The sequence below is a fragment of the Haloarchaeobius sp. FL176 genome, assembly GCF_024609245.1.
GTDB lineage: Archaea > Halobacteriota > Halobacteria > Halobacteriales > Natrialbaceae > Haloarchaeobius.
This window is the reverse complement of sequence record NZ_JANJYH010000004.1, coordinates 292,569-319,196: the sequence shown is the minus strand read 5'-3', so window position 1 is coordinate 319,196 and position 26,628 is coordinate 292,569. Positions and strand designations below refer to the sequence as shown.

Annotated in this window: 23 protein-coding genes; 19 read left to right on the top strand and 4 right to left on the bottom strand. The window is 68.9% G+C overall.

Annotation, left to right across the window (positions count from 1 at the left end; all coding sequences use genetic code 11):
• Nucleotides 1-3 precede the first annotated feature (3 nt).
• Nucleotides 4-1,989, bottom strand: coding sequence for an ATP-binding protein (locus NO978_RS10060; protein ID WP_257299457.1), 1,986 nt, complete (start codon nt 1,987-1,989; stop codon nt 4-6).
• Between the two features lie 161 nt (nt 1,990-2,150).
• Here NO978_RS10060 and NO978_RS10055 point away from each other — a divergent pair, with 161 nt between their 5' ends.
• The 3 genes from NO978_RS10055 to hjc all read left to right on the top strand — a co-directional run bounded on the left by NO978_RS10055 (nt 2,151) and on the right by hjc (nt 6,667).
• Complete coding sequence (locus tag NO978_RS10055; RefSeq protein WP_257299456.1) at nt 2,151-3,434, top strand: adenosylhomocysteinase; 1,284 nt, start codon at nt 2,151-2,153, stop codon at nt 3,432-3,434.
• A gap of 119 nt (nt 3,435-3,553) precedes the next feature.
• Nucleotides 3,554-6,181: a hypothetical protein gene (locus tag NO978_RS10050; RefSeq protein ID WP_257299455.1), complete on the top strand. Its 2,628-nt coding sequence runs from the start codon at nt 3,554-3,556 to the stop codon at nt 6,179-6,181.
• Between the two features lie 60 nt (nt 6,182-6,241).
• The gene (hjc, locus tag NO978_RS10045; RefSeq protein ID WP_257299454.1) at nt 6,242-6,667 is read left to right on the top strand and encodes a Holliday junction resolvase Hjc; all 426 of its coding nucleotides are present in this window, start codon (nt 6,242-6,244) and stop codon (nt 6,665-6,667) included.
• A gap of 151 nt (nt 6,668-6,818) precedes the next feature.
• Here the strand turns inward: hjc and NO978_RS10040 are convergent, their stop codons facing one another.
• Nucleotides 6,819-7,436 (bottom strand): SWIM zinc finger family protein, encoded by a 618-nt coding sequence (locus tag NO978_RS10040; protein ID WP_257299453.1) that lies wholly within the window; start codon nt 7,434-7,436, stop codon nt 6,819-6,821.
• Between the two features lie 195 nt (nt 7,437-7,631).
• On the opposite strand from NO978_RS10040, the gene NO978_RS10035 reads away from it, so the two are divergent.
• The 5 genes from NO978_RS10035 (at nt 7,632) to NO978_RS10015 (ending at nt 11,355) form a co-directional block, all read left to right on the top strand.
• Nucleotides 7,632-7,976 carry a hypothetical protein gene (locus NO978_RS10035; protein ID WP_257299452.1) on the top strand — a complete coding sequence of 115 codons (345 nt, stop codon included), beginning with the start codon at nt 7,632-7,634 and terminating at the stop codon, nt 7,974-7,976.
• Nucleotides 7,973-8,485: an ArsR family transcriptional regulator gene (locus tag NO978_RS10030; RefSeq protein WP_257299451.1), complete on the top strand. Its 513-nt coding sequence runs from the start codon at nt 7,973-7,975 to the stop codon at nt 8,483-8,485. The genes NO978_RS10035 and NO978_RS10030 overlap by 4 nt, the downstream gene beginning before the upstream one ends.
• 165 nt (nt 8,486-8,650) lie before the next feature.
• Nucleotides 8,651-9,967 carry a Dyp-type peroxidase gene (locus NO978_RS10025; RefSeq protein WP_257299450.1) on the top strand — a complete coding sequence of 439 codons (1,317 nt, stop codon included), beginning with the start codon at nt 8,651-8,653 and terminating at the stop codon, nt 9,965-9,967.
• A 67-nt stretch (nt 9,968-10,034) separates the two neighbouring features.
• Nucleotides 10,035-11,090, top strand: coding sequence for an iron transporter (locus NO978_RS10020; protein WP_257299449.1), 1,056 nt, complete (start codon nt 10,035-10,037; stop codon nt 11,088-11,090).
• 43 nt (nt 11,091-11,133) lie between these two features.
• Nucleotides 11,134-11,355: a hypothetical protein gene (locus NO978_RS10015; protein ID WP_257299448.1), complete on the top strand. Its 222-nt coding sequence runs from the start codon at nt 11,134-11,136 to the stop codon at nt 11,353-11,355.
• Here NO978_RS10015 and NO978_RS10010 read toward each other — a convergent pair whose 3' ends face one another.
• Nucleotides 11,356-12,384: a DNA primase large subunit PriL gene (locus tag NO978_RS10010; protein WP_257299447.1), complete on the bottom strand. Its 1,029-nt coding sequence runs from the start codon at nt 12,382-12,384 to the stop codon at nt 11,356-11,358.
• Nucleotides 12,385-12,573: 189 nt separating this feature from the next.
• The gene (locus NO978_RS10005; protein ID WP_257299446.1) at nt 12,574-13,008 is read right to left on the bottom strand and encodes a MaoC family dehydratase; all 435 of its coding nucleotides are present in this window, start codon (nt 13,006-13,008) and stop codon (nt 12,574-12,576) included.
• 88 nt (nt 13,009-13,096) lie between these two features.
• Between NO978_RS10005 and NO978_RS10000 the strand changes: the two genes are divergently transcribed.
• The 11 genes from NO978_RS10000 to NO978_RS09950 all read left to right on the top strand — a co-directional run bounded on the left by NO978_RS10000 (nt 13,097) and on the right by NO978_RS09950 (nt 26,628).
• Complete coding sequence (locus NO978_RS10000; RefSeq protein WP_257299445.1) at nt 13,097-13,942, top strand: alpha/beta fold hydrolase; 846 nt, start codon at nt 13,097-13,099, stop codon at nt 13,940-13,942.
• Nucleotides 13,935-15,614, top strand: a complete 1,680-nt coding sequence (locus tag NO978_RS09995) for an AMP-binding protein (RefSeq protein WP_257299444.1) — start codon at nt 13,935-13,937, stop codon at nt 15,612-15,614. The genes NO978_RS10000 and NO978_RS09995 overlap by 8 nt, the downstream gene beginning before the upstream one ends.
• A 187-nt stretch (nt 15,615-15,801) precedes the next feature.
• Entirely contained in the window at nt 15,802-16,506 is a 705-nt protein-coding gene (locus NO978_RS09990; protein WP_257299443.1) for a helix-turn-helix domain-containing protein, read from the top strand.
• An 86-nt stretch (nt 16,507-16,592) separates the two neighbouring features.
• On the top strand, nt 16,593-17,999 hold the full coding sequence (locus NO978_RS09985) for an ABC transporter substrate-binding protein (protein WP_257299442.1): 1,407 nt from the start codon (nt 16,593-16,595) through the stop codon (nt 17,997-17,999).
• A 3-nt stretch (nt 18,000-18,002) separates the two neighbouring features.
• Entirely contained in the window at nt 18,003-18,830 is an 828-nt protein-coding gene (locus NO978_RS09980; protein ID WP_303647256.1) for an ABC transporter ATP-binding protein, read from the top strand.
• A complete protein-coding gene (locus NO978_RS09975; protein WP_257299441.1) occupies nt 18,827-19,525 on the top strand; it encodes an ABC transporter ATP-binding protein in 699 nt (232 codons plus the stop codon). The genes NO978_RS09980 and NO978_RS09975 overlap by 4 nt, the downstream gene beginning before the upstream one ends.
• Nucleotides 19,526-19,554: 29 nt before the next feature.
• Complete coding sequence (locus NO978_RS09970; protein WP_257299547.1) at nt 19,555-20,529, top strand: branched-chain amino acid ABC transporter permease; 975 nt, start codon at nt 19,555-19,557, stop codon at nt 20,527-20,529.
• Nucleotides 20,530-20,752: 223 nt separating this feature from the next.
• Complete coding sequence (locus NO978_RS09965; RefSeq protein WP_369684135.1) at nt 20,753-21,931, top strand: branched-chain amino acid ABC transporter permease; 1,179 nt, start codon at nt 20,753-20,755, stop codon at nt 21,929-21,931.
• Nucleotides 21,928-22,998 carry a 3-oxoacyl-ACP synthase gene (locus NO978_RS09960; protein WP_257299440.1) on the top strand — a complete coding sequence of 357 codons (1,071 nt, stop codon included), beginning with the start codon at nt 21,928-21,930 and terminating at the stop codon, nt 22,996-22,998. Before NO978_RS09965 ends, NO978_RS09960 begins: the two co-directional genes overlap by 4 nt.
• Before the next feature lie 75 nt (nt 22,999-23,073).
• Nucleotides 23,074-24,690, top strand: a complete 1,617-nt coding sequence (locus NO978_RS09955; RefSeq protein WP_257299439.1) for a tryptophan--tRNA ligase — start codon at nt 23,074-23,076, stop codon at nt 24,688-24,690.
• Between the two features lie 69 nt (nt 24,691-24,759).
• Nucleotides 24,760-26,628: a hypothetical protein gene (locus NO978_RS09950; protein ID WP_257299438.1), complete on the top strand. Its 1,869-nt coding sequence runs from the start codon at nt 24,760-24,762 to the stop codon at nt 26,626-26,628.

Here is a 26,628-nt window from a genome sequence, read left to right as displayed (position 1 = left end):
TGCTCAGGGCTGCTCCCCGTCGTCCGCTCGGGGGAGCGTGACGGTGAACTTCGCCCCGCCGGCCTCCCGGTTGGTCGCCTCGACGTGGCCGCCGTAGGAGTCGACTATCTCCTGGACGAGGTAGAGCCCGAAGCCGGTGCCGGGGCTCTCGAACCCCTTCTGGCCCTTCTCGAAGACGTGCGCCATCACCGACTCGTCGATACCCGGGCCGTCGTCGAGCACGCTGACGACGACCTCGTCGTCGCCCGCTTCGGTCACGACCCGGACCCGTGCGCCCGGACCGTCGTTGTGCTGGACCGCGTTCGTCAGCAGGTTCTCGAACACCTCCGGCAGCAGGTCGTCCGCGAGCACCGACACCGTCGGAAGTCCGTCGTGTTCGAACGTCGCGTCGTCGTACGCCCGGTCGGCCTTCTCTAGTTCGTCGGCCAGCACGTCGGCCAGCGCGACCGGCTCCGGTTCGTGCTCCTCCCCTTCGACGATGGCCTTCATGAACGTCCGCATCGTCCCGATGAGGTCGGTCATGTCCTCGACCCGCTCCTGGATGGTGGCGAGGTGGGTCGCGACCTCGTCGTCGACGTTGCCCTCGAGGATGTTCGCCCGCGCCTCAACCACGTTCATCCCGTTGAGCAGGTTGTGCCGGATGATGCGGTTGACGAACTCCAGGCGCTCGCGCTCGTGCTCGACCTGCTGCTGGCGCTCGCGCCGCTCGGTCATGTCGCGTGTCACCTTGAGGAACCCACGCAGCTCGCCGTCGTCGTCGCGCAGGGCCGTGACGACGGCGTTCACCCAGATGTGGGAGCCGTCTGCCCGGACACGCCAGCCGGTGTCGACCGCCCGGCCGGTCTCACGGGCCCTCTCGAGCAGCTCCTCGGCGTGCCCCGCTTCGCGGTCGGCCTCCGTGTGGAACGTGCGGACGTGCTCACCGACGATCTCCTCACGCTCGTAGCCCTTGATCGCCTCCGCACCGCGGTTCCAGCTCTCGACGTGGCCGTCGACGTCCAGCCGGAAGATGGCGTAGTCCTCGACGTCCTGCACCAGCGACTCGAACTCGCGGCGGGCCTGCTGGAGCTGCTCCTCGGCACGGTTCTCCCTGATGCTGTTGCCGATCTCGTGGCCGAGCGAGTTTACCGTGATGTCGAGCAGGGTGAGCTCCCAGTCGAGCCCCGCCTCCTTCGGGCTGGTCCCGGCGAACGACAGCACCCCGTACTGTTCGCCCTCGACCGCGACCGGGACGCCGACGTAGTAGTCGAGCGCCACGTTCCCGGCGACGCCGACCGGGTGACGGCCCGGCCACCGCTCGGTCGCCCCGTCGGCCTGGACCAGCGCGTCCCGCTCGGCGACGACGCCCGCGACAGTCTCACTCGTGTCGATCGCGTGGCCCGGCTCGACGGCCGCATCGAGGCTCGAGGTGACGTTTTCGACGAGCACGCGCCCGTCGCCAAGCCGGGCGAACGCGGCGTGCTCCGCGCCGAGCATCCGCCCGGCCACGCCGAGCAGTTCGTCGAGCCGGTCGTCGAGGGCGCGCGACCGGTCGAGCAGGACGTCGTGGACGGCACGGAGCGTCCGTTCCCGCCGGTCGAGCCGGTCGAGTGCGTGCTTCTGGTCGCTGACGTCCACGTAGCACTCGACCCGACCACCCGCGTACTCCCCGTCCTCTATCGGGTGTGTGCGACGTTCGAGCCATCGCTCCGCCGGACCATCGACGACGTGGAGTGCTCGGTCCGGGCCGTCGATGCCGCCCCCGGTCACCGCTTCGACGAACGCGTCGCCGTCGGCGAGCCGGGTGGCGACCCGTTCGGCGAACGCCTCCGCGGACAGCCCCTCGACAGTCGCAGCGTCGACGTCGAGGTACCGCGTCGCCGCGTCGTTCGACCAGACCACGCGCGCGTCGGCGTCGAAGACGACGACACCGGTGTCCGCAGCGGCGAGCAACGCCGCACCGGCCGGCGGCTCCGTCGCTCGAACGGACGCGTCGCCCTCGCCGCTCACGCCGAGGACACCCCGTCCGGTCCGTCACATCGCGTCATGGGCGGGGGTAGCAGACACGGGCGTAAAATCGTACGCCCTACATACGTCGTCGACAGATGCGAGCAGCAGCAGCGCTGGCGGACTCCGGTAGGGTTTTCCACCAGCTACCCCTCCCAAACAGTATGAGTCAGTACCCGCCGATCAGCGAGCAACTCGACGACCTCGAGACAGCTCGCGACGAGGGCCGACGGAAGATGGACTGGGCACGCCAGCACATGCCCATCCTGAACGCACTGCGCGAGGAGTTCGAGCGCGACCAGCCCTTTGCCGGCCAGCGTATCGGCATGGCGATGCACGTCGAGGCGAAGACCGCGAACCTCGTCGAGCTGCTCGCCGACGGGGGCGCGGAGGTCGCCATCACCGGCTGCAACCCGCTGTCGACGCACGACGACGTGAGCGCGGCGCTCGACACCCACGAGAACATCACGAGCTACGCGAAGCGCGGCGTCGACGACGACGAGTACTACGAGGCCATCGAGTCCGTCATCGACATCGAGCCGACCGTCACCGTCGACGACGGGATGGACATGGTCGCCGCCATCCACGAGGACTACCCGGAGCTCATCGACTCCATCGTCGGCGGTGCCGAGGAGACGACGACCGGCGTCCACCGCCTCCGCGCGATGGACGACGACGGCGCGCTCGACTACCCCGTCTTCGCGGTCAACGACACGCCGATGAAGCGCCTGTTCGACAACGTCCACGGCACCGGCGAGTCCTCGCTGGCGACCATCGCGATGACGACGAACCTCTCCTACGCCGGCAAGAACGTCGTCGTCGCGGGCTACGGTGACTGCGGCCGCGGCGTCGCGAAGAAGGCCAGCGGCCAGAACGCGGATGTCATCGTCACCGAGGTCGAGCCCCGCCGCGCCCTGGAGGCGCACATGGAGGGCTACGACGTGATGCCGATGAGCGAGGCCGCCGAGGTCGGCGACGTGTTCCTCACCGTCACCGGCAACCGCGACGTCATCACCGCCGAGCACTTCGAGAAGATGAAAGACGGCGTCCTGCTCGCGAACGCCGGCCACTTCGACATCGAGGTCGACCTCGACGCGCTCTCGGACATGGCCGCCGACCGGTACGAGGCTCGCGACGGCGTCGAGGCCTACGAGATGGACGACGGCCGCCGGCTGAACGTGCTCGCCGAGGGCCGGCTCGTCAACCTCGCCTCGCCCATCGCGCTCGGCCACCCCGTCGAGGTCATGGACCAGTCCTTCGGCGTCCAGGCCGTCTGTGTGCGGGAACTCGTCGAGAACGGCGACGCCTACGACGCCGGAGTCCACGAGGTCCCCGACGAACTCGACCGGGAGGTCGCCGAGATCAAGCTCGCGGCCGAGGGTGTCGACTACGACTCGCTGACGGACGCCCAGACCGAGTACATGGGCTCCTGGCAGCACGGGACCTAGGTCGGTACGGGCTTTTCGGCGTTCACACCTCGGTTTGCATCAATTTTCCCCACCGAACCCTTAATTTCCATGAAATCTTCCGATAGGATGAAATGGGTCGGGGATGTTGATGTACCAACGTGAGCGAGGAACACGAACTATCGGCGGACGAGGAATCGGTCGACTGGCCACCAGCGGACGGTGAAGCCATGGTGGTCGCCGAGGGGGGCGTCCGGGTTCGGAAGTGGGTGACTGACCGAGGGGCTGCGGTGCCAGTCGTGACGTACGACATCGCGTCGATGCGCGACGAACCGGTGACACTGGAGCTTCGCGACTCGACACCGGAGTCGCTGGAGCCCGACGAGTTCGGCTTTCACGACGACTACGAGGCCGAGAACTGGCGACGGACCGGGCCACACGACATCGCGTACCGCCGCCGACTCGACCCCGACGAGTCGGTGACGACGGTGTACGGCGTCCGGCGCTCGTCGCTCGACGACCCCGAGCCGTTCCTGAACGAGCCGACGGTCGAGGTGACGGTGGACGGCGACGACGCCGGTGCCGCCGACGGCGAAGCGGTCTCGACCCTGAACGTCGACGGCGAGGAGATGAGCATCGACGAGCCCGAGGCTGGCGACGCGGAGAACGCCGCCGAGCCCGATGACGACGACGCAGCGGACGAGGCAGTCGAGACGCTCTCGCTGGACGACCCGAACGGGACGGCCGAGACAGCACCCGACGAAGCGGAGGCATCGTCGGTGTTCGACGACGACGCCAGCGAGGAGGCCGAGACGCCGTCAGAGCCTGCAGAGGCGGCATCCGAACCAGCCCCGGCAGCACGCGATGGCGAGCCGGTCGGCTCCGTCCTCGCCGCCGAGTTGCGCGAGGAACGACTCCCGGAGGGTGACCGCGACGCCATCGCGTCGGCGCTGAACCTCGAGCTGTCCGAGTCGACCGCGGCCTTCCTGGACCGCCTCCGCGACCGCGTCCAGCAGCGGCGCGACCAGCTCGAGGACGAGATCGAGGAGCTCGACGAGAGCATCGCCGAACTGTACGGGCTCAAGGCCGACGCGGCCGACGTACAGCAGGCCCGTGCTGACCTGGCCGACCTCGACGAACGCGCCGCCGCCCAGCGCGACCTCGAGACCGTCCGCGACGCCGTCGAAACGCTCGACCAGGCGAAAGCCGAGGTCGACAGGCTCGCGGCGCTGGAGTCGCGACTCGACGACCTCGCGGACGATGCCGCACGGTCCGAGACCGTCGAACAGCTCGAGGGCCGCGTCGACGAACTGGACGAGGCCGCCGCCCGTGCCGACGACCTCGACGCGCTCGCGGACGACGTCGACGACGTCGAAGCCCGGATGGCCACCGCAGAGTCGCTGGCCGAGACCGACGAGTACCTCGCCGAACTCGACGGTGAGGCGGCTCGCGCCGACGACCTCGACGTGCTCCGCGACCGCGTCGCCGAGCACGAAGGGTCGACCAGCGACGAGTTCGCAGCGATCCGGAGCGAACTCGACAGCGCCGTCGACTCCGCCCGCGCTGACCTCGGCGACGAGGTCGAGGCGGCACGCTCCGAGCTCGGTGCCGAGATCGAGTCGGTCCGGACGGACCTCGTGGCCGACGTGGAAGCGCTCCGCGCCGAGCGCGAAGCCGCGACCGCCACGGTGCGGGACGACCTGACCGGGCGCGTCACCGACCTCCGTACCGATACGGAGGCCGACGTCGCCGCTATCGAGCAGACCCTGCAAGACGAGTACGTCACGCAGGCGGACGTCGACGCCGTCATCGAAGAGCGCATCGAGACGAGCCTCCGGGCCGTGATGCTGCTGGCGCTGGGCGCTGGCGGCGTCCTCCTCTCGCTGGTGCTCGCCGCGACCGGCGCAGCCTCCATCGCGCTCAGCGCCTTCCTCCTGGGAGCGTTGCTGCTCGGCGGCTGGTGGTACCTCCAGCCCGGCGACATCCTCCCGGTCAGTGACAGCCCGACCGACGCCGGCGCCCCGGGTGCCGACGCGGTCGCCACCGGCGGCAGCGAACCCGTTGACGGCGACGAGCGCGATACCATCGAGGCAACGGACACGGACACGGCAGCGGACGCGCCGACGGCTGACGAGCCCGAACGGTCCCCCGATTTCGAGGCGGACGACGGGGCATCCGATGTCGTCGAGGAAGCGGACGGCGACGACGCCTCCGAAGTCGCTACCGACGACGAAGCCGCAGCCGAAAACGACGACGAACCCGACGTCGAGGCCGGAGTCGAAGCGGACGGCGATGCCGTCTCCGAGGCCGTCACTGACGACGCGGACAGCGAGGTCGACGAGTTCGGTGCCGACGCGGACGTCGAGGTCGACGACATCGATCTCGGCACGGACGAGCCAGAAGACGAGTCCGGGGACGAGACGGAGGTCGCCGAGATGGCGGCCGACGCGAGCGCGGAGCCAGCACCCGTCGAAGCGGACGACGAGGCCGGAGTCGAATCGGACGACGAGGACTCCGAACGCTCCGAAGACCGCGAGCTATCGGACGCTCCCGACTCGGACGGGGATGACGCCGACGAGGGAACAGCCGACGCTACGGCTGGCGACCTCGACGAGGCCAGTGACGAGGCAGCCGACGCTCCAGCCGAGGACGGCGACGCGGGCGCTGCGGACACCGAAAACGTGGCCGCCGCTGCTGCCGCAGCTATCGAGGCTGTCGAGGACGGCGACGGGGATTCCGAGGAACAGCGGATGGACGCGGACGGTGGAACCGAAGACGACGAGGTGTAGCCCGACGCCCCCGCAGCCGACGACGGGTCATTTTTATCCGACGCTCGCCGAGGATGGCTCATGAGTTCCAACCGCAAGGGCGACAGGCGGGAGCGCGAGCTCGTCAACCGCCTCGACGAGTCCGGATTCGCGGTGATGCGAGCGCCGGCGAGCGGGAGCGCGACGGAGCGGGAGCTACCGGACGTCCTCGCGGGCGACGGCGAGCGGTTCTACGCCATCGAGGCGAAGTCCTCCTCGGGGCGACCAATCTACCTCGACGGGGAGGAAGTCGAGGCGCTGCTCTACTTCTCGCAGAACTTCGGCGCGAAGGCCAGAGTCGGGGTCCGCTTCGATCGTGAGGACTGGTACTTCTTCCACCCGGCGGACCTGTACACGACCGACGGGGGGAACTACCGGGTGAAGAAGGAGACGGCACTCGCCGACGGGACCGACTTCGAGGAGTTCGTCGGCGACTCGCGGAAACGTGACCTCGGCGAGTACGAGTAGGCGGACAGGCGGTGCTGTGGAGCGGCCGGTGCAGGCGACGCTCGAGGACGTCCGGCGACACACCGCGCGACCGCGTCACGCCGGACGGCGACTGGTCATGACACGCCCGGGTTGGTCCCGCCTTGCTACTTGAATGCGGGCTCGGTCGGCCTCACGCCTGACCGGCGTCGAGACGTCGGAGCCGCGACATCGGGAACGAGTAGACCCGGAGCGAGTCCGGCGTCGTGCCGTCGTCGAACTCCGCTCCTCCTGGGAAGACGGCAGTCACGACCGGGTCGTCCGGTGGGTACCCGCGGTTCGTCTCGTACTCGGCGACGGTACAGTCGTGGCTCTCGATGCGGACCTCGTCGGCCCGGCGAGGCGAGACGCCGACGACGAGGACGGTCGCGCCCGTCTCGCGATCCGTGGCGAGGTCGCCGCGGGAGAGCGCGTGTCGGTCACAGAGGTGCGGTCTCGGTGCGTCCCGGTGGACGAACGTCGTGGTGCCACAGACCGCACAGCCGGCGGCGACGTGACCCGGCGGTGGCACTGCGCCCTCGGTGATTTCGATAGCGACCCGGCGGCGGTGCTTGCAACGCTTCCCGCGGAACGCGTGGTCGGGGCAGGTACAGCGGTGTTCGGGGACATCGACGAGGTACGAGCCGTGCTCGGTCGCGACGGCGTAGCGGCCGCTCCCGAGCGGGGCGACGGCCATCGGTTCAGTGCGTGCCCGCCGCGACCGGGGGTCGAGGCGGGCGTCCGCAGGCACGGGACGCGTGTACCGTGACATGGTGTCTGCCGTCGGTGGGGGCGACGAGTCGGGCCGCGCTGACGCGGGTGTGCTTCTGGTGTGCGCCATGGGTATACTCCATCGAACCGTGCGATTCAGCTCGGTCCGGGTTCGAGTAGAAATAGGGGTCGCACGTACGTAAGTCTTCCACCCAAATCGAACGATTGAGGTGCCCTGAACACCTACAGCGGGGAAATGGGCTTCCCACCGGGGGCCACACCGCTCCACGCACAGACGACCATCGTCGACCCGGTACTGCTCGCGGTCGTCGGTCTGGCCGCGCTCGGGTCGGCTATCCTGCTCGGACTCGGGCTCGCTGCCTACGTCCGCCGACGCTCGCGGCCGTATCTGCTCGTGGTGCTCGCACTGGCCGCCATCGCGGCGCGTTCAGCCGTCGCGTGGGTCACGATGCTGGGAATGCTTCCGGACGCGACCCACCATCTCGTCGAGCACAGCCTCGACGTGGCCATGACGGCGCTCGTCGTCGGTGCGGTGTGGTACGCGCGGTCGCTCCGGCAGGGAACGGGACTGAACCAATGACGGAGACGAGAGTACTCATCGCGAACGAGATCGAGGGGACGCCGGGAATACATTTCAACGAGCTCGTTCGAGAGCTGCCCGTCGCGCCGGGGCAGGTCCAGTATCACGTCCGAGACCTCGTCGACACCGGACGGGTCGTCCGCGAGGAGCTGTTCGGGCGGACGCACTACTACCCGCCGGGGTACGACGCCTTCGACCGCGCGGCCGTCGCGCTCATCCGTCGGGAGACGACCCGCGAGGTGCTGGTGACGCTCATCGAGGACGGACCGCTGGGGCCGGCCACGGTCGCCGACGAGGTCGGCATCGCCCGCTCGACACTCGAGCATCACGTGGACAACCTCGGCGAGGTGGGCCTCGTCGAGAAGCGGCGTGACGCACACAACCGCGTCACGCTGGTCCTCGCCGCCCCGGAGCGTACCGGCGAACTGCTCTCGGACGTGACCCCCACGATGCCCGCGCGCCTCGTGGACCGGTTCACGCTGCTGGTCGACGAGCTACTCGCCGAGTAGTTTATATCCGAACGCGCGGCCAGCCCTGGCGTGTCCTGACCGACGCGCGCCGGTGGCCTGAGCGGGTGTGCGACGACCCCCGGCGCGAGCGCTGCTCGTCGCCTGTTCGCCCTTTCGACTCGCGCACCACGCTGTTTTTTGCTGGAGAGTTCCAAGCGTATCGCAATGAGACCCAGCGAGAGCCGCGGAATCGACCGCCGCGAGTTCGTCAAGTCGGCGGTCGCCATCGGCGGTATGAGCGCCCTCTCCGCCTGTCTCGGCCGGTCCGGCGACGAGAACGACGACGACGAGGACGACGTCTCTATCCCAGCCGGGACGGACGACCCGACCAGCCTGCCCGACCGACAGCACGCATGGAACGGAGCCCTCCCGAGTGACGACCACGGCAACCACGTCCTCGCCAGTCACCACGTCCTGCTGTACGCGGACTACGTCGGCGACGGGGCGCCGACAGCTGACGAGCGTGAGACCGTCGAATCCGCGCTCCAGAGCCTCGAACGCGCGTTCGAGTGGTCGAGCGAGGGGCTGCTGTTCACCGTCGGCTACTCGCCCCGCTACTTCGACCGGTTCGACGAGCCCCTCCCCGACTCTGTGGACCTGCCAGAGCCGGCAGCGCTCACCTCGTTCGAGGACCCCGACCTCGACACGAACGACGTCGTCGTCCACCTCGCCAGCGACAGTGGCGCGGCGTTGCTCGAAGCCGAGGAAGCCCTCAAAGGCAACACCGACACCGTCAACGGTGTCGAGATGGACGCGCACCTCGGCGGCGTGCTCGACCTGCCCGAGGAGTTCCCCGGCCGCCGGACCGGTTTCGTCGGGGACGGGCTGCCCGCCGAGAACAACGACGTGTCGGGCATCCCGGACGAGGCGGACGTGCCGGAGGAGTCGCCGCTGTACATGGGGTTCAAGTCCGGGTTCGACAAGAACCAGGCGACCGAGGACGGAGTCACGATACCCGAAGGGCCGTTCGCGGGTGGGACGACCCAGCACGTCTCCCGTATCCGGCTTCGGCTCGACGACTGGTACGTCGAGCAGGACCAGGAGGAACGCGTCTCGGAGATGTTCTGCCCCGCCCACGCCGAGGAGGGCACCGTCGAAGGCGTCGGGGAGAACCTCGGCGACGACTCCGGGGCCGGCGACTGCGTGGAGACAATCGAAGAGGACGCCCGCTCCGCGGGGCGGGTCGGCCACGCACAGAAGACGGCCCGAGCGCGCCGCGACGGCCGGCCGGTCATCCTCCGCCGCGACTTCGACTCGACGGACAGGGGCGAGGCAGGCCTGCACTTCCTCGCAGTGCAGGAGGGAATCAGCGACTTCGTCGCGACGAAGACGGCGATGGCCGGGGAGGACCTGACCGACACCCCGACCATTCGCCAGCGCGTCAACAACGGCATCCAGGAGTACACGTTCGTCAAGCGACGTGGAAACTTCCTCCTGCCGCCCCGCACCCACCGCGCACTTCCGACCCCACGCCCCGAGTAGCCGCCAGAATAGCCGTTTCGACGGGTAAACCAGAAGCCGTTTTTCCGTCAGTCACCGAGACACGAGCATGAACAGACGCACGTTTCTCGCTGCCGCGGCGGGGACGACGAGCGCCGGGCTGGCCGGCTGTTTCGGGCTGCTGGAGACACGGACAGCCGGGCAGCCGCCGGTCCTCTCGGACCGCCCGGACGCCGTCTACCATCCCACCCACGTCGAGGGGATGAAGATGGAGGCTATGGGACGGTCGGGCGACTTCGCCGCCGCCGTGATGTACAGCTACCCACATCGGTTCTGGACGGTCTCCGGCTCGACGGTCACGAAGCAGTCCATCCAGTCCGACGACGCGGCCCACATCATGGTCGCGGTCTGGGACCCCGAGACGGAGGTCGTCGTACCCGACGCCGGCGTCAGCATCGCCGTCACGAAAGACGACGAGGTCGTCTCCGAGGAGGTCATCTATCCGATGCTCTCCCAGCCGATGGGCTTCCACTACGGCGCGAACTTCGGGCTCGACGGCACCGCGAACTACACCGTCGAGGTGGACATCGGGGGCCTGAGTGGCGTCGAGACGACCGGCTCGTTCGACGGTCGGTTCACGGAGTCGACGAGCATCGACCTGGACCTCTCCTACAGCGAGGCCGAGAAGGAGAACATCTCCTACGAGAACACGCCCGACCGGGCCGGTGACCAGACCGCCGTCAGCGCGATGACGATGATGGACATGCCGCTTGGCATCGCGCCGTCGGCCGACGAGCTGCCGGGGGCGACCGTCGGTACGGCCAGCACCGGCGACGCAGAGTTCGTCGTGCAGGCGGTCGAAGCGGACCGGTTCGCCGGTGGCACCCACGTCGCCGTCTCGCCGCGAACGCCGTACAACGGGATGTTGATTCCCCGCCTCGGACTCGAGATGACCGTCGCCCGCGACGACGAGACGGTCTTCGACGAGGAGCTCGGCGCGGTCCTCGACCCCGAGTTCGGCTACCACTACGGCGGCGACCTCGACGCACTGGAGTCCGGAGACGAAATCGAGCTCCGGGTGACCATCCCGCCGCAGGTGGCTCGCCACGAGGGCTACGAGACGGCGTTCCTGTCGTTCGAGCCCATGACGCTGTCGGTAGCGTGAGTACGACACGCTTTTGTCCCGGCCACTGAAATTCCGACACGAGATGGACGCTGATACCGTCAAGGAGGTCGTGGTCGCCGGCGCCTCTGTCCTGGCAGTCATCGCCGCCATGGCCTACGTCGGGATGGCCTACGGGAGCGACACGGGTGTGCTGAGTACCCAGGGAGGCCAGATGCTCGCCTATGCCATCGCCGGTTTCGTCGTCCTGATGGCCATCGTCGGCTACACGCGACAGTACTGGCTCAACACGGACGACGAGGAGTAATCAGTCGTCGGCCGCGAGTCGCGTCTCGTAGTACGACAGCGGGTGCGCGATGGTCTCGCAGGTCTCGTCCTTGTTCACGCAGTCGCCGTACGTCTGCATGGTCGCACACGACACCGGTGGGTACGCGATCTCGCCCTCCGACGTCGCGACGCGCTCGACGCCGTAGCGGATGCGCTCGGCGACCGTCTCGTCGTCCGGGTCGACGATGGCGACGACCTCCTCGGCGTGCATGCCGACCGTCGCACAGAACGACAGGAGGACGAACCAGGAGTGGTCGGGGAGCTCCTCGCCGGCGCGGGCACGCTCGAGCAGTGCGTCCATGCAGGGCGGGAACGCCTCTGGATCGACGTCCGCGAACTCGGTCGGAATCGCGGGATCCGAGAGCACGTCCTCGACGGCGGCGACGGCGTGGTCGAGCTCCGCGCCGATGACGTCCGGCACGTCGAACGGCAGCCCGGCGGCGACCCGCTCCTCGATGGCCGCCCGGAGCAGTTCGAGCAGCTCGTCGCGCGTGACCGGCACGTCGCCGGCGGCGAGACTCCGTCGCGGGAGCCGCCAGTCCGGGTCGTCGAGGTCGGCCGCGAGCCGCAGGTACCGCGTGACGGCGACCTCGTAGCCGTCCTCGGTCGGCACCACCTCGTCCTCGAGGTCGAACTCGGCGAGGAGTCGTTCGACGCTGAGGTCGGTGTCGTTGCTGGTGAACTTGAGGTCGTCCCCGTCGTCGAGGTCGGCGAGCACGCGCTCGTGGGCGGTCGCCGCCTCGGCCTTCGCGTACGTCCGGGTGACGACGGGGTCGTCGACGAGCGAGACGACGACGCGGGCGACCGGATACGAGAGGAGTTCGGTGCGGTCGTCCCCATGTGGCTCGCCGATAGTGTGGTCGGTGAGCGCCGACACCACCCGGTCGACCGCGCGGTCGACCGCCGGCTCGTCGGGCCGGGTTACCAGCTCGCCGAGGTCGACCGCCGCAGCGTCGACCGCCTCGCGGGCGGCCGCGAAGAACGGATACCGGGCGTGGAGACGCTCCATCGGCGTCACGTTCCCGCTGTGCCCGGATAAACGCGACGGTCGGTCTCTTGTGGGCTCTGCGTTTCCTGGTTACGAACGGCTGTCAGCAGCTCGAAAGCCCCCCGCCGTCTCGGCTCCCGGGACACGCTACGGTCCTCGCTGCGCTGTCGTTCGAGAGTCTTCGATTTTCGTGATTCAGCCAGAAACGCCTCAGTCCGCGCCGGCTTCGGCCTCGCAGCTCCCGTCGGCGGGCTCGTGAGCGAGCGAGAGGACGACAGCCTCGCCGGATAGGACGGTCGTGTCGTCGACCGTGGCCGTGGTGCGGACCCGGAGCTGGCCCTCCCCGAGGTCCTCGACGACCTCGACGGTGGCCGCGACGGTGTCGCCGGGGCGGACCGGCGCGCGGAACTCGAGGTCCTGCGAGACGTACACCACGTCGCCGGGGAGGTCGGCGAGTGCGGCGCTGACGAGACCGGCGGGGAGCATCCCGTGGGCGATGCGGCCCTCGAACATCGTCTCGGCGGCGTAGCCGTCGTCCACGTGGAGCGGGTTGTCGTCGCCGACGAGCGCGGCGTAGTCCTCGATCTCGTCCGTCGATACCGTCATGTGTGTCGTAGCGGAGTCCCCGACCGTCGCAACTGTCATGTCCGAAGGGGAACGTCGTATCCGGTTCAAGCTAGGGGTTAACATGTAAAACGGGGTCTTTTCTATCCCGACAATCGTTGCCACCGGTATGGCGACCGTGGACAACGACGGGGTGACTATCTCATACGAGGTGGATGGACCGCACGACGCGCCGGTCGTGGCCTTCTGCGAGGGGCTTGGCTACGCACGCTGGATGTGGCGGTTCCAGCGCGAGCGACTCGAGGACTACCGGACCGTCGTCTTCGACAACCGGGGAACCGGGGAGTCCGAGGTCCCCGAGGAGCCAGAGGCGTACAGCATCGAGGCCTTCGCGAGTGACCTGGAGGCAGTCCTCGACGCCGAGGGCATCGACGAGGCGCACGTCGTCGGAGCGAGCATGGGCGGGATGACCGCACAGCAGTACGCCCGCGACTACGACCGGGCCATCTCGCTGACGTTGCTCTGTACCTCCCACGGCGGCGCGGACGCCGTCGAGACCCCACCGGAGACACAGGAGTACATGTTCGACGTGCCCGAGGAGTACGACGAGCGCGAGGCCGTCCGCTACAAGATGACGCCCGCGATGACCGAGTCGTTCGCCGCGGAGAACGAGGCGCTCGTCGACCAGATCGTCGACTGGCGGCTCGACTCTGACGCGCCGGAGGCCGCGCGGAACGCCCAGGCCGGCGCAGTCGCGGCCTTCGACAGCACGCCGTGGCTGGACGAGCTGACGCTGCCGGCACTCGTCCTCCACGGCACCGACGACCGCGTGCTGCCTGTCGAGAACGGCGAGCGGCTGGCCGCGGCGCTCCCGAACGCCGAACTCGAGCTGTACGAAGGGGGGTCGCACCTGTTCTTCATCGAGTCCGCGGACGAGGTGACGGCGAACATCCGGGGGCACGTGACGGTACACCCCGGTGCGTCGCACGCGGGTGCGGAGGCACACGATGGGTAGTTCACGCGGTGACGGAACCGCCGACCAGTCGGACGGCCGCGACGAGGCCGGTTCGGCGGCCGGGCCGCGAGCCGGCGGCTGGGTCGGCGCCTGGTCCGAGCGCCGGGCCGAGCTCTCGCCGGACCGCGTCGGGCTTCGGGACGCGACGACCGGCGAGTCGTACACCTACGCCGAGCTGGACCGGCGTGCGAACCGGGTCGCCCGGCTGCTCGGACAGCACGGGGTCGACGCGAGCGACCCGGCGACGATGCCGAACGTCGGCGGGGCCGGGCGCGCGACTCCGAGCGAAGGCGAGCCAGGGGACGTGACGGTCGGCGGTCGGGTCGCCGTCGTCTCGCGGAACCGGCCCGAGCTGGTCGACCTGTTCTTCGCGACGGGGAAGACCGGAGGCGTACTCGCACCGCTGTCGCACCGGCTCGCACCGCGCGAGCTGGGGGAGCTGCTCTCGGACGTCGAACCGTCGCTACTCGTCGTCGAGGAACCGTTCGCAGACCTGCTGGACGAGGCGCTGGCGCACGACACCTGCGACTACGACGGCCCGGTGCTCGGGCTCGGGGAGACGGACCACGAGTCGTTCGGGGCGGCCGTACCCGAGGACGGCTCCCCGGTCGAGCCGGCGGGCGTCGACGAGGACCACGCCCACCTGTTCCTGCACACCGGCGGTTCGACGGGCACACCGAAGGAGACGGTGCTCACGCACGGCACCATCGCCTGGAACTCGGTCAACACCATCACCGCGTGGGGCCTCCGGCCGGAGGACGTGACGCCGATGGTGTTCCCGATGTTCCACACGGGAGGCTGGAACGTCATCACCGTCCCCCTGTTCCACCTCGGCGCGGAGGTCGTCATCGCGCGCGAGTTCGACCCGACCGGGGTGCTCTCCATCGTCGACGAGCGGGATGCCACGCTGCTCGTGGCGGTCCCCGCCGTGCTCCGGATGATGACCGAGGCCGACAGCTGGGAGGAGGCCGACCTCTCGACGCTCCGGTTCGTCAAGTCGGGCGGTGGTCCCTGCCGCGCGTCGGTGATGCAGGCGTGGTGGGACCGCGGCGTCGACCTCTCACAGGGCTACGGGCTCACCGAGTGCGGGCCGAACAACTTCACGATGCCGACGGACTGGCCCCACGAGAAGGCCGACAGCGTCGGGCTCCCCGCGATGCACGTCGACGTACGTATCGTCGACGACGACGGAACCCCTGTCGACCAGGGCACCGTCGGCGAGCTCGAACTCGCCAGCCCCCACGCCGCGGCCGGCTACTGGCGCGCCCCCGAGGAGACCGAGGCCACGTTCGGCCAGAGGTGGGTGTCGACCGGCGACCTCGCCCGCCGCGACGGCGCCGGCTACGTCTACGTCGAAGGCCGGAAGAAGAACATGTACGTCTCCGGCGGCGAGAACGTCTATCCCGCCGCAGTCGAGGATGTCGTCTCCGGCCATCCGAAGGTCGAGGAAGTCGTCGTCGTCCCCGTCCCGGACGAGCAGTGGGGGCAGGTCGGCAAGGCCGTCGTCGAGGGTGACGAGTCGCTCACGCTCGACGAACTGACCGCCTTCCTCGACGGCAGGCTCGCCCGGTTCAAACGGCCGCGCCACCTCGCGTTCGTCGACGAGATGCCCACGTCGGGCCCGTCGAAGATCGACCGCGAGGCCATCGCACGGGAGTTCACCGGGGAGTAGGCAACCGAGGAGCCGATTGTAGACGGGCGGCGGCCCTGCTGCTCGTCTGTCTCGCGGTCGCGTCCCGGTTCGGCCGAGAGTGACGGCTGACGGGTTCAATTCTCTCGTTTCGGCGTGAAAGCCGGCTGTGGGAAAGAAACGCTTATGCACTGACGTACCGATGTGTGAACACTGGGCACGAAAGATTATGATAGATCTCTCGATGGACATGCAGCAGTACGACTGCCCGTTCATCGACACCACCACCGACCACGACGTGGCGTTCGCGGCGGCGCACTGGGAGTTCCACCCGGTCGTCGAGGAGCTCGAATGCCGCATGGTCGTCGAAGGGGCAGACAGGGGGGCGCTCGACAACGGGCTGCACGCGCTACAGGAGCACGACCACATGCACGATATCGACCTGCTGGCCAAGCGTGACGACGTGGCGCACCTGAAGACCGTGATGGGTCAGACCGACGCCATGGAGACGATCCGGCGCAACGACGGCTACATCACGGGTCCGTTCTACATCGAGGACGGCAGCGAGATGTGGCACGTCGGCTTCGACGACGAGGGGCGGGCCGACGGCACGCTCTCGGAGCTGGAGAAGGCGAACGAGTTCGACGTCGTCGAGCGCGAGACGGTCACGCTGCCGTCGATGAACGACATCGTGCAGAACGCGGGCGCGGCGATGACGCTCATCGGGGGCTGTCGCGACCTCTCCGACGTGGAGCGCCAGACGCTGGAGACCGCGGCGACCGAGGGCTACTTCGAGAGCCCGAGAGACACTACACTCGGTGACCTCGCCGACGAGTTCGGTGTCTCGAAACCAGCCGTCTCGAAGAACCTCCGCCGCGGCCAGCAGAAGATGGTCGAGCGGGTCGTCGACGCGCTGTCCGAGCTCGACGACTGAGTATTTAACATGTTAACCTCGCAATTCTTGCCCGTCTTGATTCGATAGTATCGAGTATGTCGCGCGTGAGCATTTCACGAAGACGAATGATGGCAACGTTGGGTGCACTCAGTTCCGGCGCGCTCGCCGGATGCACGAGTGGTGGTGACGGTGAGGGCACGGACACGCAGATGAACACAGCCACGGACGGGGGAACCACCAGCGGCGGTGGACAGCAGACCACGACCCAGGCGGACGTGTCGGCCTCCGGGACGGTCAAGGTCGGCATCATGCAGCCGATGTCCGGCGACCTCCAGTACTACGGGATGCAGTCCATCTGGGGCTTCCTCTCGGGACTGGCCTACCGGACCGACTCGGACCCGCTGACCGACGTCCAGACCGGGACCCGGACCATCGAGGACGGCGACGTGACCTGGGAGCTCATCTTCAAGGACACGCAGTTCTCGGCGGACTTCGCACAGACGGCCGCGACCGACCTCGTCCAGCAGGACGACGTCGACGTGCTGTTCGGCTGTTCCTCGTCGGGGGCGGCGTCCCGCGTCGCACAGACCGTCGTGAACACGTCGGGGGTCGACATCCCGTACATCGCGGGCCCGGCGGCCTCGGCCGACATCACCGCGAACAGCGATACCTGCTCGGCGCAGGTGTTCCGTGCCAACGAGAACACGGCGATGGACGCCCGCTCCGGCGGCACGTACGCCGCACAGGAGACGGACATCCAGCGCGTGTTCCTGATGGGCGCTGACTACTCGTTCGGTCGCGCCGTCGTGAACAACTACCGGACGGTGCTCGAGGCGAACGGCATCGAGATCGTCGGCGAGCGGTTCGTCCCGCAGGGCTACTCCGAGTTCGAGGGACTGTTCGAGCAGGCGGTCAGCGCGAACGCCGACGCGGTCGTCGGCGGGTTCACGGTCTCGACGCTGCCGAACTTCATGACGACCGCGGCGAACTACGACCTGCGCATCTTCGGTGGCTTCGCCACGGAGATCACGAACGCGATCGTCGGCCAGGTCCTGACGAACCTGCTGGGCGAGCCGCTGACCGCCCAGAAGATCCGCGACGCCGAGATCGGCCCGTTCACGACGCGGTACCACTGGAACCAGTACAGCAACGACATCAACACCGCGTTCGTCGACATGTACACGAACGCCTACGGAAAGGTGCCGGACCTGTTCACGTCGGGGACGTTCACGGCTGCCTCCTCGATCCATCAGGCCGTACAGACCTCGGGCTCGACCGAGGGCATCGATATCGCGGGTTCGATGAAGGGAATGACGGTCGCTGACACGCCGAAGGGTACGGACGCGTACACGTACCAGGAGTACAACAACCAGGCGCGCTCCGAGATGACCGTCGCCTACCCCGTCCCGACGACCGACGAGTTCGCGGACAGCTGGGGGGCCGGCATCATGCCGGGCGAGCCCGCCGCCCGCGTCAGCAAGGACCAGACGACCATCCCGGTCGACGACCCCGGGATGGGCTGCGACCTGTAGGCGATGGGGGACCAGGTGTTACGCACCGACGGGCTGACGAAGCACTTCGGCGGCATCACCGCCGTCGACGGTGTCTCGTTCGCCCTCGACAGCGACGAGTGCTGCGCGCTCATCGGCCCGAACGGGGCGGGGAAGACGACGTTCTTCAACCTGCTCACCGGCGAGCTCGAACCCAGCGAGGGCAGCGTCGAGTTCCACGACGGCGACGGGTGGCGCAACCTGACCGGGCTCGCACCACACGAGACCGCGAGCGCCGGCCTCCACCGGTCGTACCAGATAACCAACCTGTTTCCGACGACGACGGTCCGTGAGAACGTCCGCGTCGCGGCACAGGCCCACGGGGACGCGACGACGCGCTTCTGGCGCAACGTCGGCGCGTTCCCCGAGTACGTCGACGAGGCCGAATCCATCCTCGAACGGGTGGGGCTGGCCGCGAAGGCCGACGCCGTCGCACGGAACCTCAGCCACGGCGAGAAGCGCCAGCTGGAGCTCGGCGTCGCGCTCGCGGGCGACCCCGACGTGCTGTTGCTCGACGAGCCGGCGGCGGGCGTCTCCTCCGAGAGCGTCGACGAGGTCGTCGACCTCATCCGGAACGTGGCGAGCGACCACGCCGTCCTGCTCGTCGAACACAACATGGACGTCGTGATGGACCTCGCGGACCGTATCGCGGTGCTCCATCAGGGCGAGCTCATCGCCGACGGGCCGCCGACCGAGGTGCGCGACGACGACGGGGTGCAGGAGGCGTACCTCGGCGGCTACGACCCCGACGCGCCGACCGCCGGCGACGAGGGCGGCGAGCCGACCGGCGAGGACGGAGGTGGCGTCGCGTGAACCACCTGCTCGAACTCGACGACGTCCACACGTACTACGGCGAGAGCCACATCCTCGAAGGCGCCTCGCTGCACGTCGACCCCGGCGAGACCGTCGCGCTCGTCGGCCGCAACGGAGTCGGCAAGACGACGACCCTGCGGACCGCGCTCCAGCTGACGCCGCCGCGAAGCGGGACCGTCACCTACGACGGCGAGGACGTGAGCGGCCGACAGACCCACGAGGTCGCCCAGGCCGGCATGGGCTGGATACCGGAGGACAGACGCATGTTCTCCCAGCTCACCGTCGAGGAGAACATCCAGGTCGCCGTGAAGGACGCCGAGCGGGTCGACACACACCTCGACCGCGCGTTCGAGGCGTTCCCCGACCTTCGCGAGTTCCGGAACCGCAAGGCCGGCAACCTCTCCGGCGGCCAGCAGCAGATGGTCGCCATCGCACGCGGCCTCGTCGGCGAGAACGACCTCTTGCTCGTCGACGAACCCAGCGAGGGGCTCGCACCACAGATCGTCGAGGACGTGGCGAACGCACTGCGCGCAGTCGCCACCGACGCCTCGCTGCTGCTCGTCGAGCAGAACTTCCCGCTCGCGATGGACCTGGCGGACCGGTTCTACCTGATGGACCACGGCGAGGTCGTCCACTCCGACACGACCGAGGGCGTCAGCGCCGACGACGAGGAGATACGGAGGTACCTGACGTGATTCCGCTCGTCTCCCTCGTCGACGCCGTCCTGCACTTCCTCGACCCGGCCGTGCTCGCGCGGGTGCTGTTCGACGGCCTCGCGAAGGCCTCCATCTACGTGATGATCGCCGCCGGGCTGACGCTCATCTTCGGACTGATGGGCGTGCTGAACTTCGCCCACGGCTCGCTGACCGCCATCGGGGCGTACCTCGGCGGGCTCGTGATGGTGACCTTCGCCGCGAGCGCGTCCGGCAACGTCGGCCGCATCGCGCTCTTTTTCGTCGCCATCGTCGTGGTGTTCGCGCTACTGACCGCCTTCGGCGGCGCGATGGAGGTGTCGCTCATCCGGCCGCTGTACGACCGGCCGCCGCTGTACCAGATACTGCTCACCTTCGGCATCACGCTCGTGTTGGAGGAGCTGTTGCGGATGGTGCTGCTGTTCTACGACATCCAGCCCTCGACGGACTGGCTGGAGGCCCAGGGCACCCGGCCGGAGATCATCTCGAAGACCCACGACGTGTTCGGGCTGGGCGTCGAGGGGCTGGAGGTGTTCCAGATACTGCTCGGCGTCGCCATCACCGCCGGTGTCTGGATATTCCTCACGCGAACCCGGTACGGCCTCTACATCCGCGCCGGAAGCGAGGACGGCGAGATGGCACAGGCCCTCGGCGTGAACGTCCACCAGGCCTTCACCGTCGTCTTCGGCGTCGGCGTCGGCATCACCGGCGTCGCCGGTGCGTTGCTGATGTGGGACAGCGCGTGGGCGGCGAGCATCGACCTCGGTGCGGAGGTGCTGCTGCCCGCGTTCGTCGTCGTCATCGTCGGTGGCCTCGGCACGTTCCGCGGGACCGTCGTCGCCGGCGTGCTGGTCGGGTTCGTGGACGCGTTCACCACCGAGCTGTTCACCAGCAACATCGTCGGCTTCTCCGCGCTGCCGGAGCTGTTCATCTTCCTCATCCTCGTGGGGACCCTCGTTCTGCGGCCCCAGGGGCTGTTCGGCGTCGAGGAGGTGGGTGGCCATTAGCGAGCCCACCGACGCGCCCGACGACGGCGCGACCGACGACGTCGCCACCGACGGCGGCACCGCGACCGCGGACTCCGCCGACGTGGCGAGCGAGACGACCACCGACGAGCACTACCTCGTCGAGTACCTCCGCGAGCACGTCGCCCACGCGTTCGTCGTCGCCTTCTTCGGCCTCTACCCGTTCGCCCACACGTTCCTCACCGGCTCGCTCGTCGGTGCGGAGATGGCGATGTTCCTGCCGCGCGTGCAGACGATGATAACGGTTTTCTACTTCGGCCTGTTCGCGATGAGCTTCGACTTCATCAGCGGCTACACCGGCTACCTCTCCTTCGGCCACTCGGCGTTCTACGGTCTCGGCGCGTACTTCGTCATCCTGGTCGCCAACGGGAAGGTGCCGCTGCTCGGGAGCGGGACGCCGTTCATGATGCTGTTGCTCATCGCCGGCATCCTCGCCGTGGTCATGGCACTGGTGATGGGGAGCGTCGCGTTCCGGCTCACCGGTGTCTACTTCGCGATGATCACGCTCGGGTTCGCCCAGATCCTCTACGTGTTCTTCTCGAACTGGGACTACCTCGGGTCGAACCCGCGGGACGGTATCGCCGTCCTCGGCAGACAGGACGGCTTCTCCATCGGCGTGCCGTACGTCGACTCGCTGAACATGAGCATCGGCCAGCTCCAGGGTGACACGTTCACCTGGGGGATGGACTTCGCGGCGATAACCGGCATCGACGCGCTCTCCCCCATCAGCCACACCATCGCCCTCGGCCCCGGCGAGGTGTCGTACTACATGGTCGGGCTGGTCGTGCTGGTCTGTTACTTCATGCTGCAGCGCATCATCCACTCGCCGTTCGGGCGGGCGATGATCGCCATCCGCGAGAACGAGGAGCGCGCCCGTGCCGTGGGCTACGACACCTTCCGCCTGAAGATGGGCGCGTTCGCCATCTCGGGCTTCTTCGGGGCGGTCGCCGGCGGCCTGTTCACGGGCTACCGGACCTCCGTCGCACCCGAGAACTCATTTTACTTCCTCACCGCCGGCGACGCGCTGCTGGCCTCTATCATCGGCGGCTTCGGCACCATCGCCGGCCCGCTGTTCGGCCGGCTGTTCCACGAGGGGCTCCACGAGTTCCTCACGAAGGAGGGCGGCGGGCTGCTACCGTACCTCCGCAGCCACCTCGGCGAGGGGACGCTGAACACCGTCATCCTCGACGGCTTCACCGTCTCCGAGGCCATCGAGGTGTTCCTCAACGGCCGCGCCGGTCTCTACATCGGCCTGCTGTTCGTCCTGTTCGTGCTGTACGTGCCCAACGGGCTGCTCGGGACGCTCCGGGGCTACCTCGGTGGAACCGTCGCCGGACAGGTCGCCGCGGCCGTAAAGCGCCGCGTCCGGGGGTGGAAGCTGTGAGCGGGACCGGGCCCCACCACAGCGGGCCCGACTCCGACGACGGCGGTGGCACGACCGTCGCCCTCACCGGCTACGGCACCTACGTCCCCGACGAGACGGTCTCCGGCGAGGCCATCGCCGAGGAGAGCGGCATCCCCGAGCACGTCGTCGTCGAGAAGATGGGCCTGCGCGAGAAGCACGTCTGTCCGCCCGACGACGACCACGCCACGGACATGTCGGTCGCAGCGGGGCGTGAGGCGCTCGCCGACGCGGACCTCGACGCCGCAGCCCTCGACCTCGTGCTGTACCACGGCAGCGAGTACAAGGACCACGTCGTCTGGTCCGCCGCGGCCGCCATCGCCGAGGAACTCGGCGCGGAGAACGCCTTCGCCAACGAGTCCTACACGCTGTGTGCGGGTGCACCGCTGGCGGTGCGGCAGACGAAGGCACAGCTGCTCGCCGACCACGTCGACCGCGCGCTGCTCGTGACCGCCAGCCGCGAGGAGGACCTCGTCGACTACGGCAACGAGCGCTCCTCGTTCATGTTCAACTTCGGCTCCGGCGCGAGCGCGATGGTACTCGAAGCCGACCCCGACGAGGAGCGGGTCCGCGCGACCGTGGGCGAGAGCGCGGCCGTCACTGACGGCTCGTTCGCCGACGACGTGGTGATGCCGGCCGGCGGCTCGAAACGCCCGCCCAGCCACGAGACGGTCGACGCCGGGCTGCACACCCTCGACGTGCCGAACCAGGAGTCGATGAAGGAGCGGCTCGCTGAGGTGAGCCTGCCGAACTTCCGCGAGGTCGCCGAGACCGCCATGGAGCGCTCCGTCGTCGAGTCGGTCGACTTCCTCGCCGTGACCCACATGAAGCGGTCGTTCCACGAGTACCTCTGTGACGACCTCGGCTGCGACCCCGCGTCGGACGCCTACTACCTCGACGACTACGGCCACGTCCAGTCCGCCGACCAGATACTCGCGCTGGACGAGGGGCTGACGCGAGGACGGGTCGAGCCCGGCGACGACGTGCTCTTTCTCGCCGCCGGCACCGGCTACACCTGGGCCGCGACCTGTCTCACCTGGCGGGGGTAGCGGCCCGCGACCCACCCGACGACGACCCACAAGCGAAGCTTTTTGCGCGCGCCACCGTCACCTACCGATATCAGAATGACGCGCGATACGGATGCTCCAGCCGCCGACGACGTGTTGCCCGACGGGGGCGACGCCGTCGCGGAGGGGGCCGACGACGTGGCGCTGGACCCGTGGGGCTCCTCGACGGTCGCGGACTACCGGAAACTGTTCGAGGAGTTCGGCATCGAGGAGTTCGACCAGCTGCTGCCCGAGGTGCCGAAGCCGCACTACCTGATGCGTCGCGGGGTCATCTTCGGGCACCGCGACTACCGGCCGGTGGCGGCGGCGATGCGCAACGACGACCCGTTCGCCGTCCTGTCCGGGTTCATGCCGACGGGCGACCCGCACATCGGCCACAAGCTGGTGTTCGACGAGATCATCTGGCACCAAGAGCGCGGCGGCGACGCCTACGGCCTCATCGCCGACCTCGAAGCCCACTCGGCCCGGGGGCTTACCTGGGACGAAATCGACGAGCACTCGCGGGACTACCTCCTGAGCCTGCTCGCGCTCGGCTTCGACCCCGACGAGGGCGAGCTCTACCGCCAGTCCGACAACCGCGAGCTACAGGACCTCGCGTTCGAGCTCGGCAGCGAGGCGAACTACTCCGAGCTGCAGGCCATCTACGGCTTCGACGGCGAGACGGACGTGAGCCACATGCAGAGCGTCGTCACCCAGATGGCGGACATCCTCTACCCGCAGCTCGACGAGCCGAAGCCGACCGTCATCCCCGTCGGCCCGGACCAGGACCCGCACATGCGACTGGCCCGGGACCTGGCGATCCGGATGCGCTACTTCAAGGTGACCGAGGCGTACGCGAGCTTCGAGGCCGACGAGGGCGAGCGCGCACTCCTCCGCGAGACCTGGGACGCGCTGGACGAGCTCGCCGACGGCGACGACACGACGGTCCGCTGTGTCCACGCTGCCCAGTACCTCGCCCACGGCGAGGCCGCGGTCGACTTCGAGGCCGACCGACCGACCGTCGACGTGCCCGAACTCGAGGAGTCGGCGCGCGCGAGCGTCGTGGCGAAGCTACAGTCCGCCGGCATGGAGCCGTTCCGGCCCCGCACGCGCTTCTTCGACCGGCAGGCGACCGACGAGGCGTTCGAGGGGCTCGTCGACGCCGTCGAGGGCGAGAAGCGCGTCTACGAGGGCCACGTCGACTCGTTCGACCTCGACGTCGCCGAGGCCGAGGAGCTGGCCAGACAGGTCGAGGTCGACCACGGCGGCTACGGCTTCATCCCGCCGTCGTCCATCTACCACCGGTTCATGACCGGGCTCACCGGCGGGAAGATGTCCTCGTCGGTGCCGGCGAGCCACATCAGCCTGCTCGACGACCCGGCGGACGGCTACGACAAGGTGAAGGCCGCGACCACTGGCGGGCGCGAGACCGCCGAGAAGCAGCGCGAACTCGGCGGCGAGGCCGACGACTGCCCCGTCTACGAGCTGTACGCCTACCTGCTGGCGAACGACGACGACGACCTCGCGACCGAGGTGTACGAGGAGTGCGTCGGCGGCGAGCGGCTCTGTGGCGGCTGCAAGGAGCAGGCCGCCGAGCTGATGCGAGAGTTCCTCGCGGACCACCAGGAGAAACGCGAGGAGGCGAAGGAGCTGCTCGCCGAGCTGGACATCGACCTCGACACCGACCGCGCCTGACTGCGGCGAGCCGTTTTCTTCAATAGCTAGCAAGAAATATTTAACCGCGTGGTCGGCCAACTCGGGACGATGACCTCCCGGACCCGACGCGAGGACGAGCACGATGCGATGGTCTGTGCCGACGTGCTCGGCTCGTTCGGTGTCTCTGTCACGGACGTGCGAACCCAGACGGGCACGCCCGGTACGTCGCTCGAGACCGCACTCGCGAGCGCACTCGACGCGGCCGGCCACCCGGCAGAGTTTCTGCGTGACGTGGTCGTCGCGTCTGACCGCGGCCTCGACGCACCGGCCCGCTACTGGAGCCACGCCCCGGCGACCCACCTCGCCGACATCTTCGACGCCATCGACTGGGAGTTCTCGATGCGGGACGCCCACGGTCGACCGGTCTCCGCCGACGGCGAGTCCCCCGGGCCGTACACCCTCTCCGTGACAGACGCGAACGGCATCACCCGCGAGGCACCGTTCGAGTATCCGGACACCCCGCTCGGCGACTACAACCTGCCCGCGCTCGTCGACGCGGTGAACGTCCGGCTGCTGTACGGGCTCGGCTGTGAGTTCGTCCAGCTCTCCGACGGCACCGACCGCTGGCGGTTCGCCCTCGTCGAGACCGAGGAACGCGCACGCCTCGACGAGTCCTACGGTCCCCGGGTCGAGGTGTTCGACCGGCCCCTGCTCGCGAAGTACCAGCCCGGCGCGTACGTCCCCGACGAGGGCGACGATGTCCCGCTCCCTGAGTGGGTCACCAGCACCGGCGGCCCCTCCCTCGCAGAGCGGGCCCCAGACCGGGCAACCGGCGTCGCGGACCTCGACGACCCGGTCGAGGCGGACCCCGACGCGGTCCTCGAGGCCGAGGGCGGGGTCGTGGCGGACGAACCGGACGGAGGCGACGACACGGCCGACCTCATCGACTTCGTCGGCGACGACTCGCCAGGGACCGACCGCGCCGACCGGGTCGACATTGTCGAGGATGCAGACCCCGACTGGGCGGCCGGCGACGGTGTCGAGACCGACGACGAGGGGCGCGTGGACACCTGGAGGGATGACGAGCGCAGCGTGGGCGGGGACAGCGAGAGTGACGGCGACCAGGCTGACCGCGAGAACGCTGACGGCGACGACGAGGACGACCCCGTCGACGTGACGCCGTTCTGGGACGAGGACGACTGGGTACTCGACCCCAGCGACGACGAGCGCGCGGACGGGGATGCGGACGCCGAAGGCGACGACGACGACCAGCCCGAAGACGCGACCGCAGACGGCAGCGTCGACGACGAGGGCTGGAGCGACGGCTTCGTGCTGGACAGCGGCACGGACGAGACCGCCGCCGAGACCGGCGGCGGGACCGTTGCGGCGGCCGAGCGGGAGCCAACCGCGACTGTCGACACTGCGACCGTGGACAGCCAGCGTGCCGACGGGGCGGTCGATACCGCGACAGAGAGTCCAAGCGGGTCGAACCCCGCCGGCACCCACGGCTTCGAGCTCCGGGGCGGCGGCCCCGCTGTCTCTCGGGCGGGTGACGATGCACTCGGCGAGGTGTTCGACGAGTTGGAGGCGGAAGCAGCGACGGAGTCCGTCGGCGACCCTGCCGACGAGGGGCGCGACGACGACGCCTTCGACGTGGGCGACCTCGCGGGTGCCGGCGCGAACCGGAAAGCGGCCCGCATCGAGGACGACGACTTCGGCGTCGACGTCGAGTCCAGCGAGGACGACCGGCTCGCGGCCTACGGCGCGGCACTCCACGTCGGCGGTGGCATCTCGGTGAGAGGGCTGCTGGACGACGACGAGTTCGTGCCCGAGTTCCCGGCCGCCGACCGCAACGAGGTCCGAATCGAGTTCGAGGAGTCGTTCGACCCGGCGACGCCCTCGCCGTCGGAGCGCCGCGAGACCGACGACGGCTTCGTCTGGGTCAACGAGGGGAAGCTGGCCGAGAACCGGCACTGA

Coding starts and splice junctions, on each gene's coding strand:
- NO978_RS10055 (WP_257299456.1), top strand. CDS start 2,151: ATGAGTCAGTACCCGCCGATCAGCGAGCAACTCGACGACCTCGAGACA.
- hjc (WP_257299454.1), top strand. CDS start 6,242: ATGAGTTCCAACCGCAAGGGCGACAGGCGGGAGCGCGAGCTCGTCAAC.
- NO978_RS10040 (WP_257299453.1), bottom strand. CDS start 7,436: ATGTCACGGTACACGCGTCCCGTGCCTGCGGACGCCCGCCTCGACCCC.
- NO978_RS10035 (WP_257299452.1), top strand. CDS start 7,632: ATGGGCTTCCCACCGGGGGCCACACCGCTCCACGCACAGACGACCATC.
- NO978_RS10030 (WP_257299451.1), top strand. CDS start 7,973: ATGACGGAGACGAGAGTACTCATCGCGAACGAGATCGAGGGGACGCCG.
- NO978_RS10025 (WP_257299450.1), top strand. CDS start 8,651: ATGAGACCCAGCGAGAGCCGCGGAATCGACCGCCGCGAGTTCGTCAAG.
- NO978_RS10020 (WP_257299449.1), top strand. CDS start 10,035: ATGAACAGACGCACGTTTCTCGCTGCCGCGGCGGGGACGACGAGCGCC.
- NO978_RS10015 (WP_257299448.1), top strand. CDS start 11,134: ATGGACGCTGATACCGTCAAGGAGGTCGTGGTCGCCGGCGCCTCTGTC.
- NO978_RS10010 (WP_257299447.1), bottom strand. CDS start 12,384: ATGGAGCGTCTCCACGCCCGGTATCCGTTCTTCGCGGCCGCCCGCGAG.
- NO978_RS10005 (WP_257299446.1), bottom strand. CDS start 13,008: ATGACAGTTGCGACGGTCGGGGACTCCGCTACGACACACATGACGGTA.
- NO978_RS10000 (WP_257299445.1), top strand. CDS start 13,097: ATGGCGACCGTGGACAACGACGGGGTGACTATCTCATACGAGGTGGAT.
- NO978_RS09995 (WP_257299444.1), top strand. CDS start 13,935: ATGGGTAGTTCACGCGGTGACGGAACCGCCGACCAGTCGGACGGCCGC.
- NO978_RS09990 (WP_257299443.1), top strand. CDS start 15,802: ATGATAGATCTCTCGATGGACATGCAGCAGTACGACTGCCCGTTCATC.
- NO978_RS09985 (WP_257299442.1), top strand. CDS start 16,593: ATGATGGCAACGTTGGGTGCACTCAGTTCCGGCGCGCTCGCCGGATGC.
- NO978_RS09980 (WP_303647256.1), top strand. CDS start 18,003: ATGGGGGACCAGGTGTTACGCACCGACGGGCTGACGAAGCACTTCGGC.
- NO978_RS09965 (WP_369684135.1), top strand. CDS start 20,753: ATGGCGATGTTCCTGCCGCGCGTGCAGACGATGATAACGGTTTTCTAC.
- NO978_RS09955 (WP_257299439.1), top strand. CDS start 23,074: ATGACGCGCGATACGGATGCTCCAGCCGCCGACGACGTGTTGCCCGAC.
- NO978_RS09950 (WP_257299438.1), top strand. CDS start 24,760: ATGACCTCCCGGACCCGACGCGAGGACGAGCACGATGCGATGGTCTGT.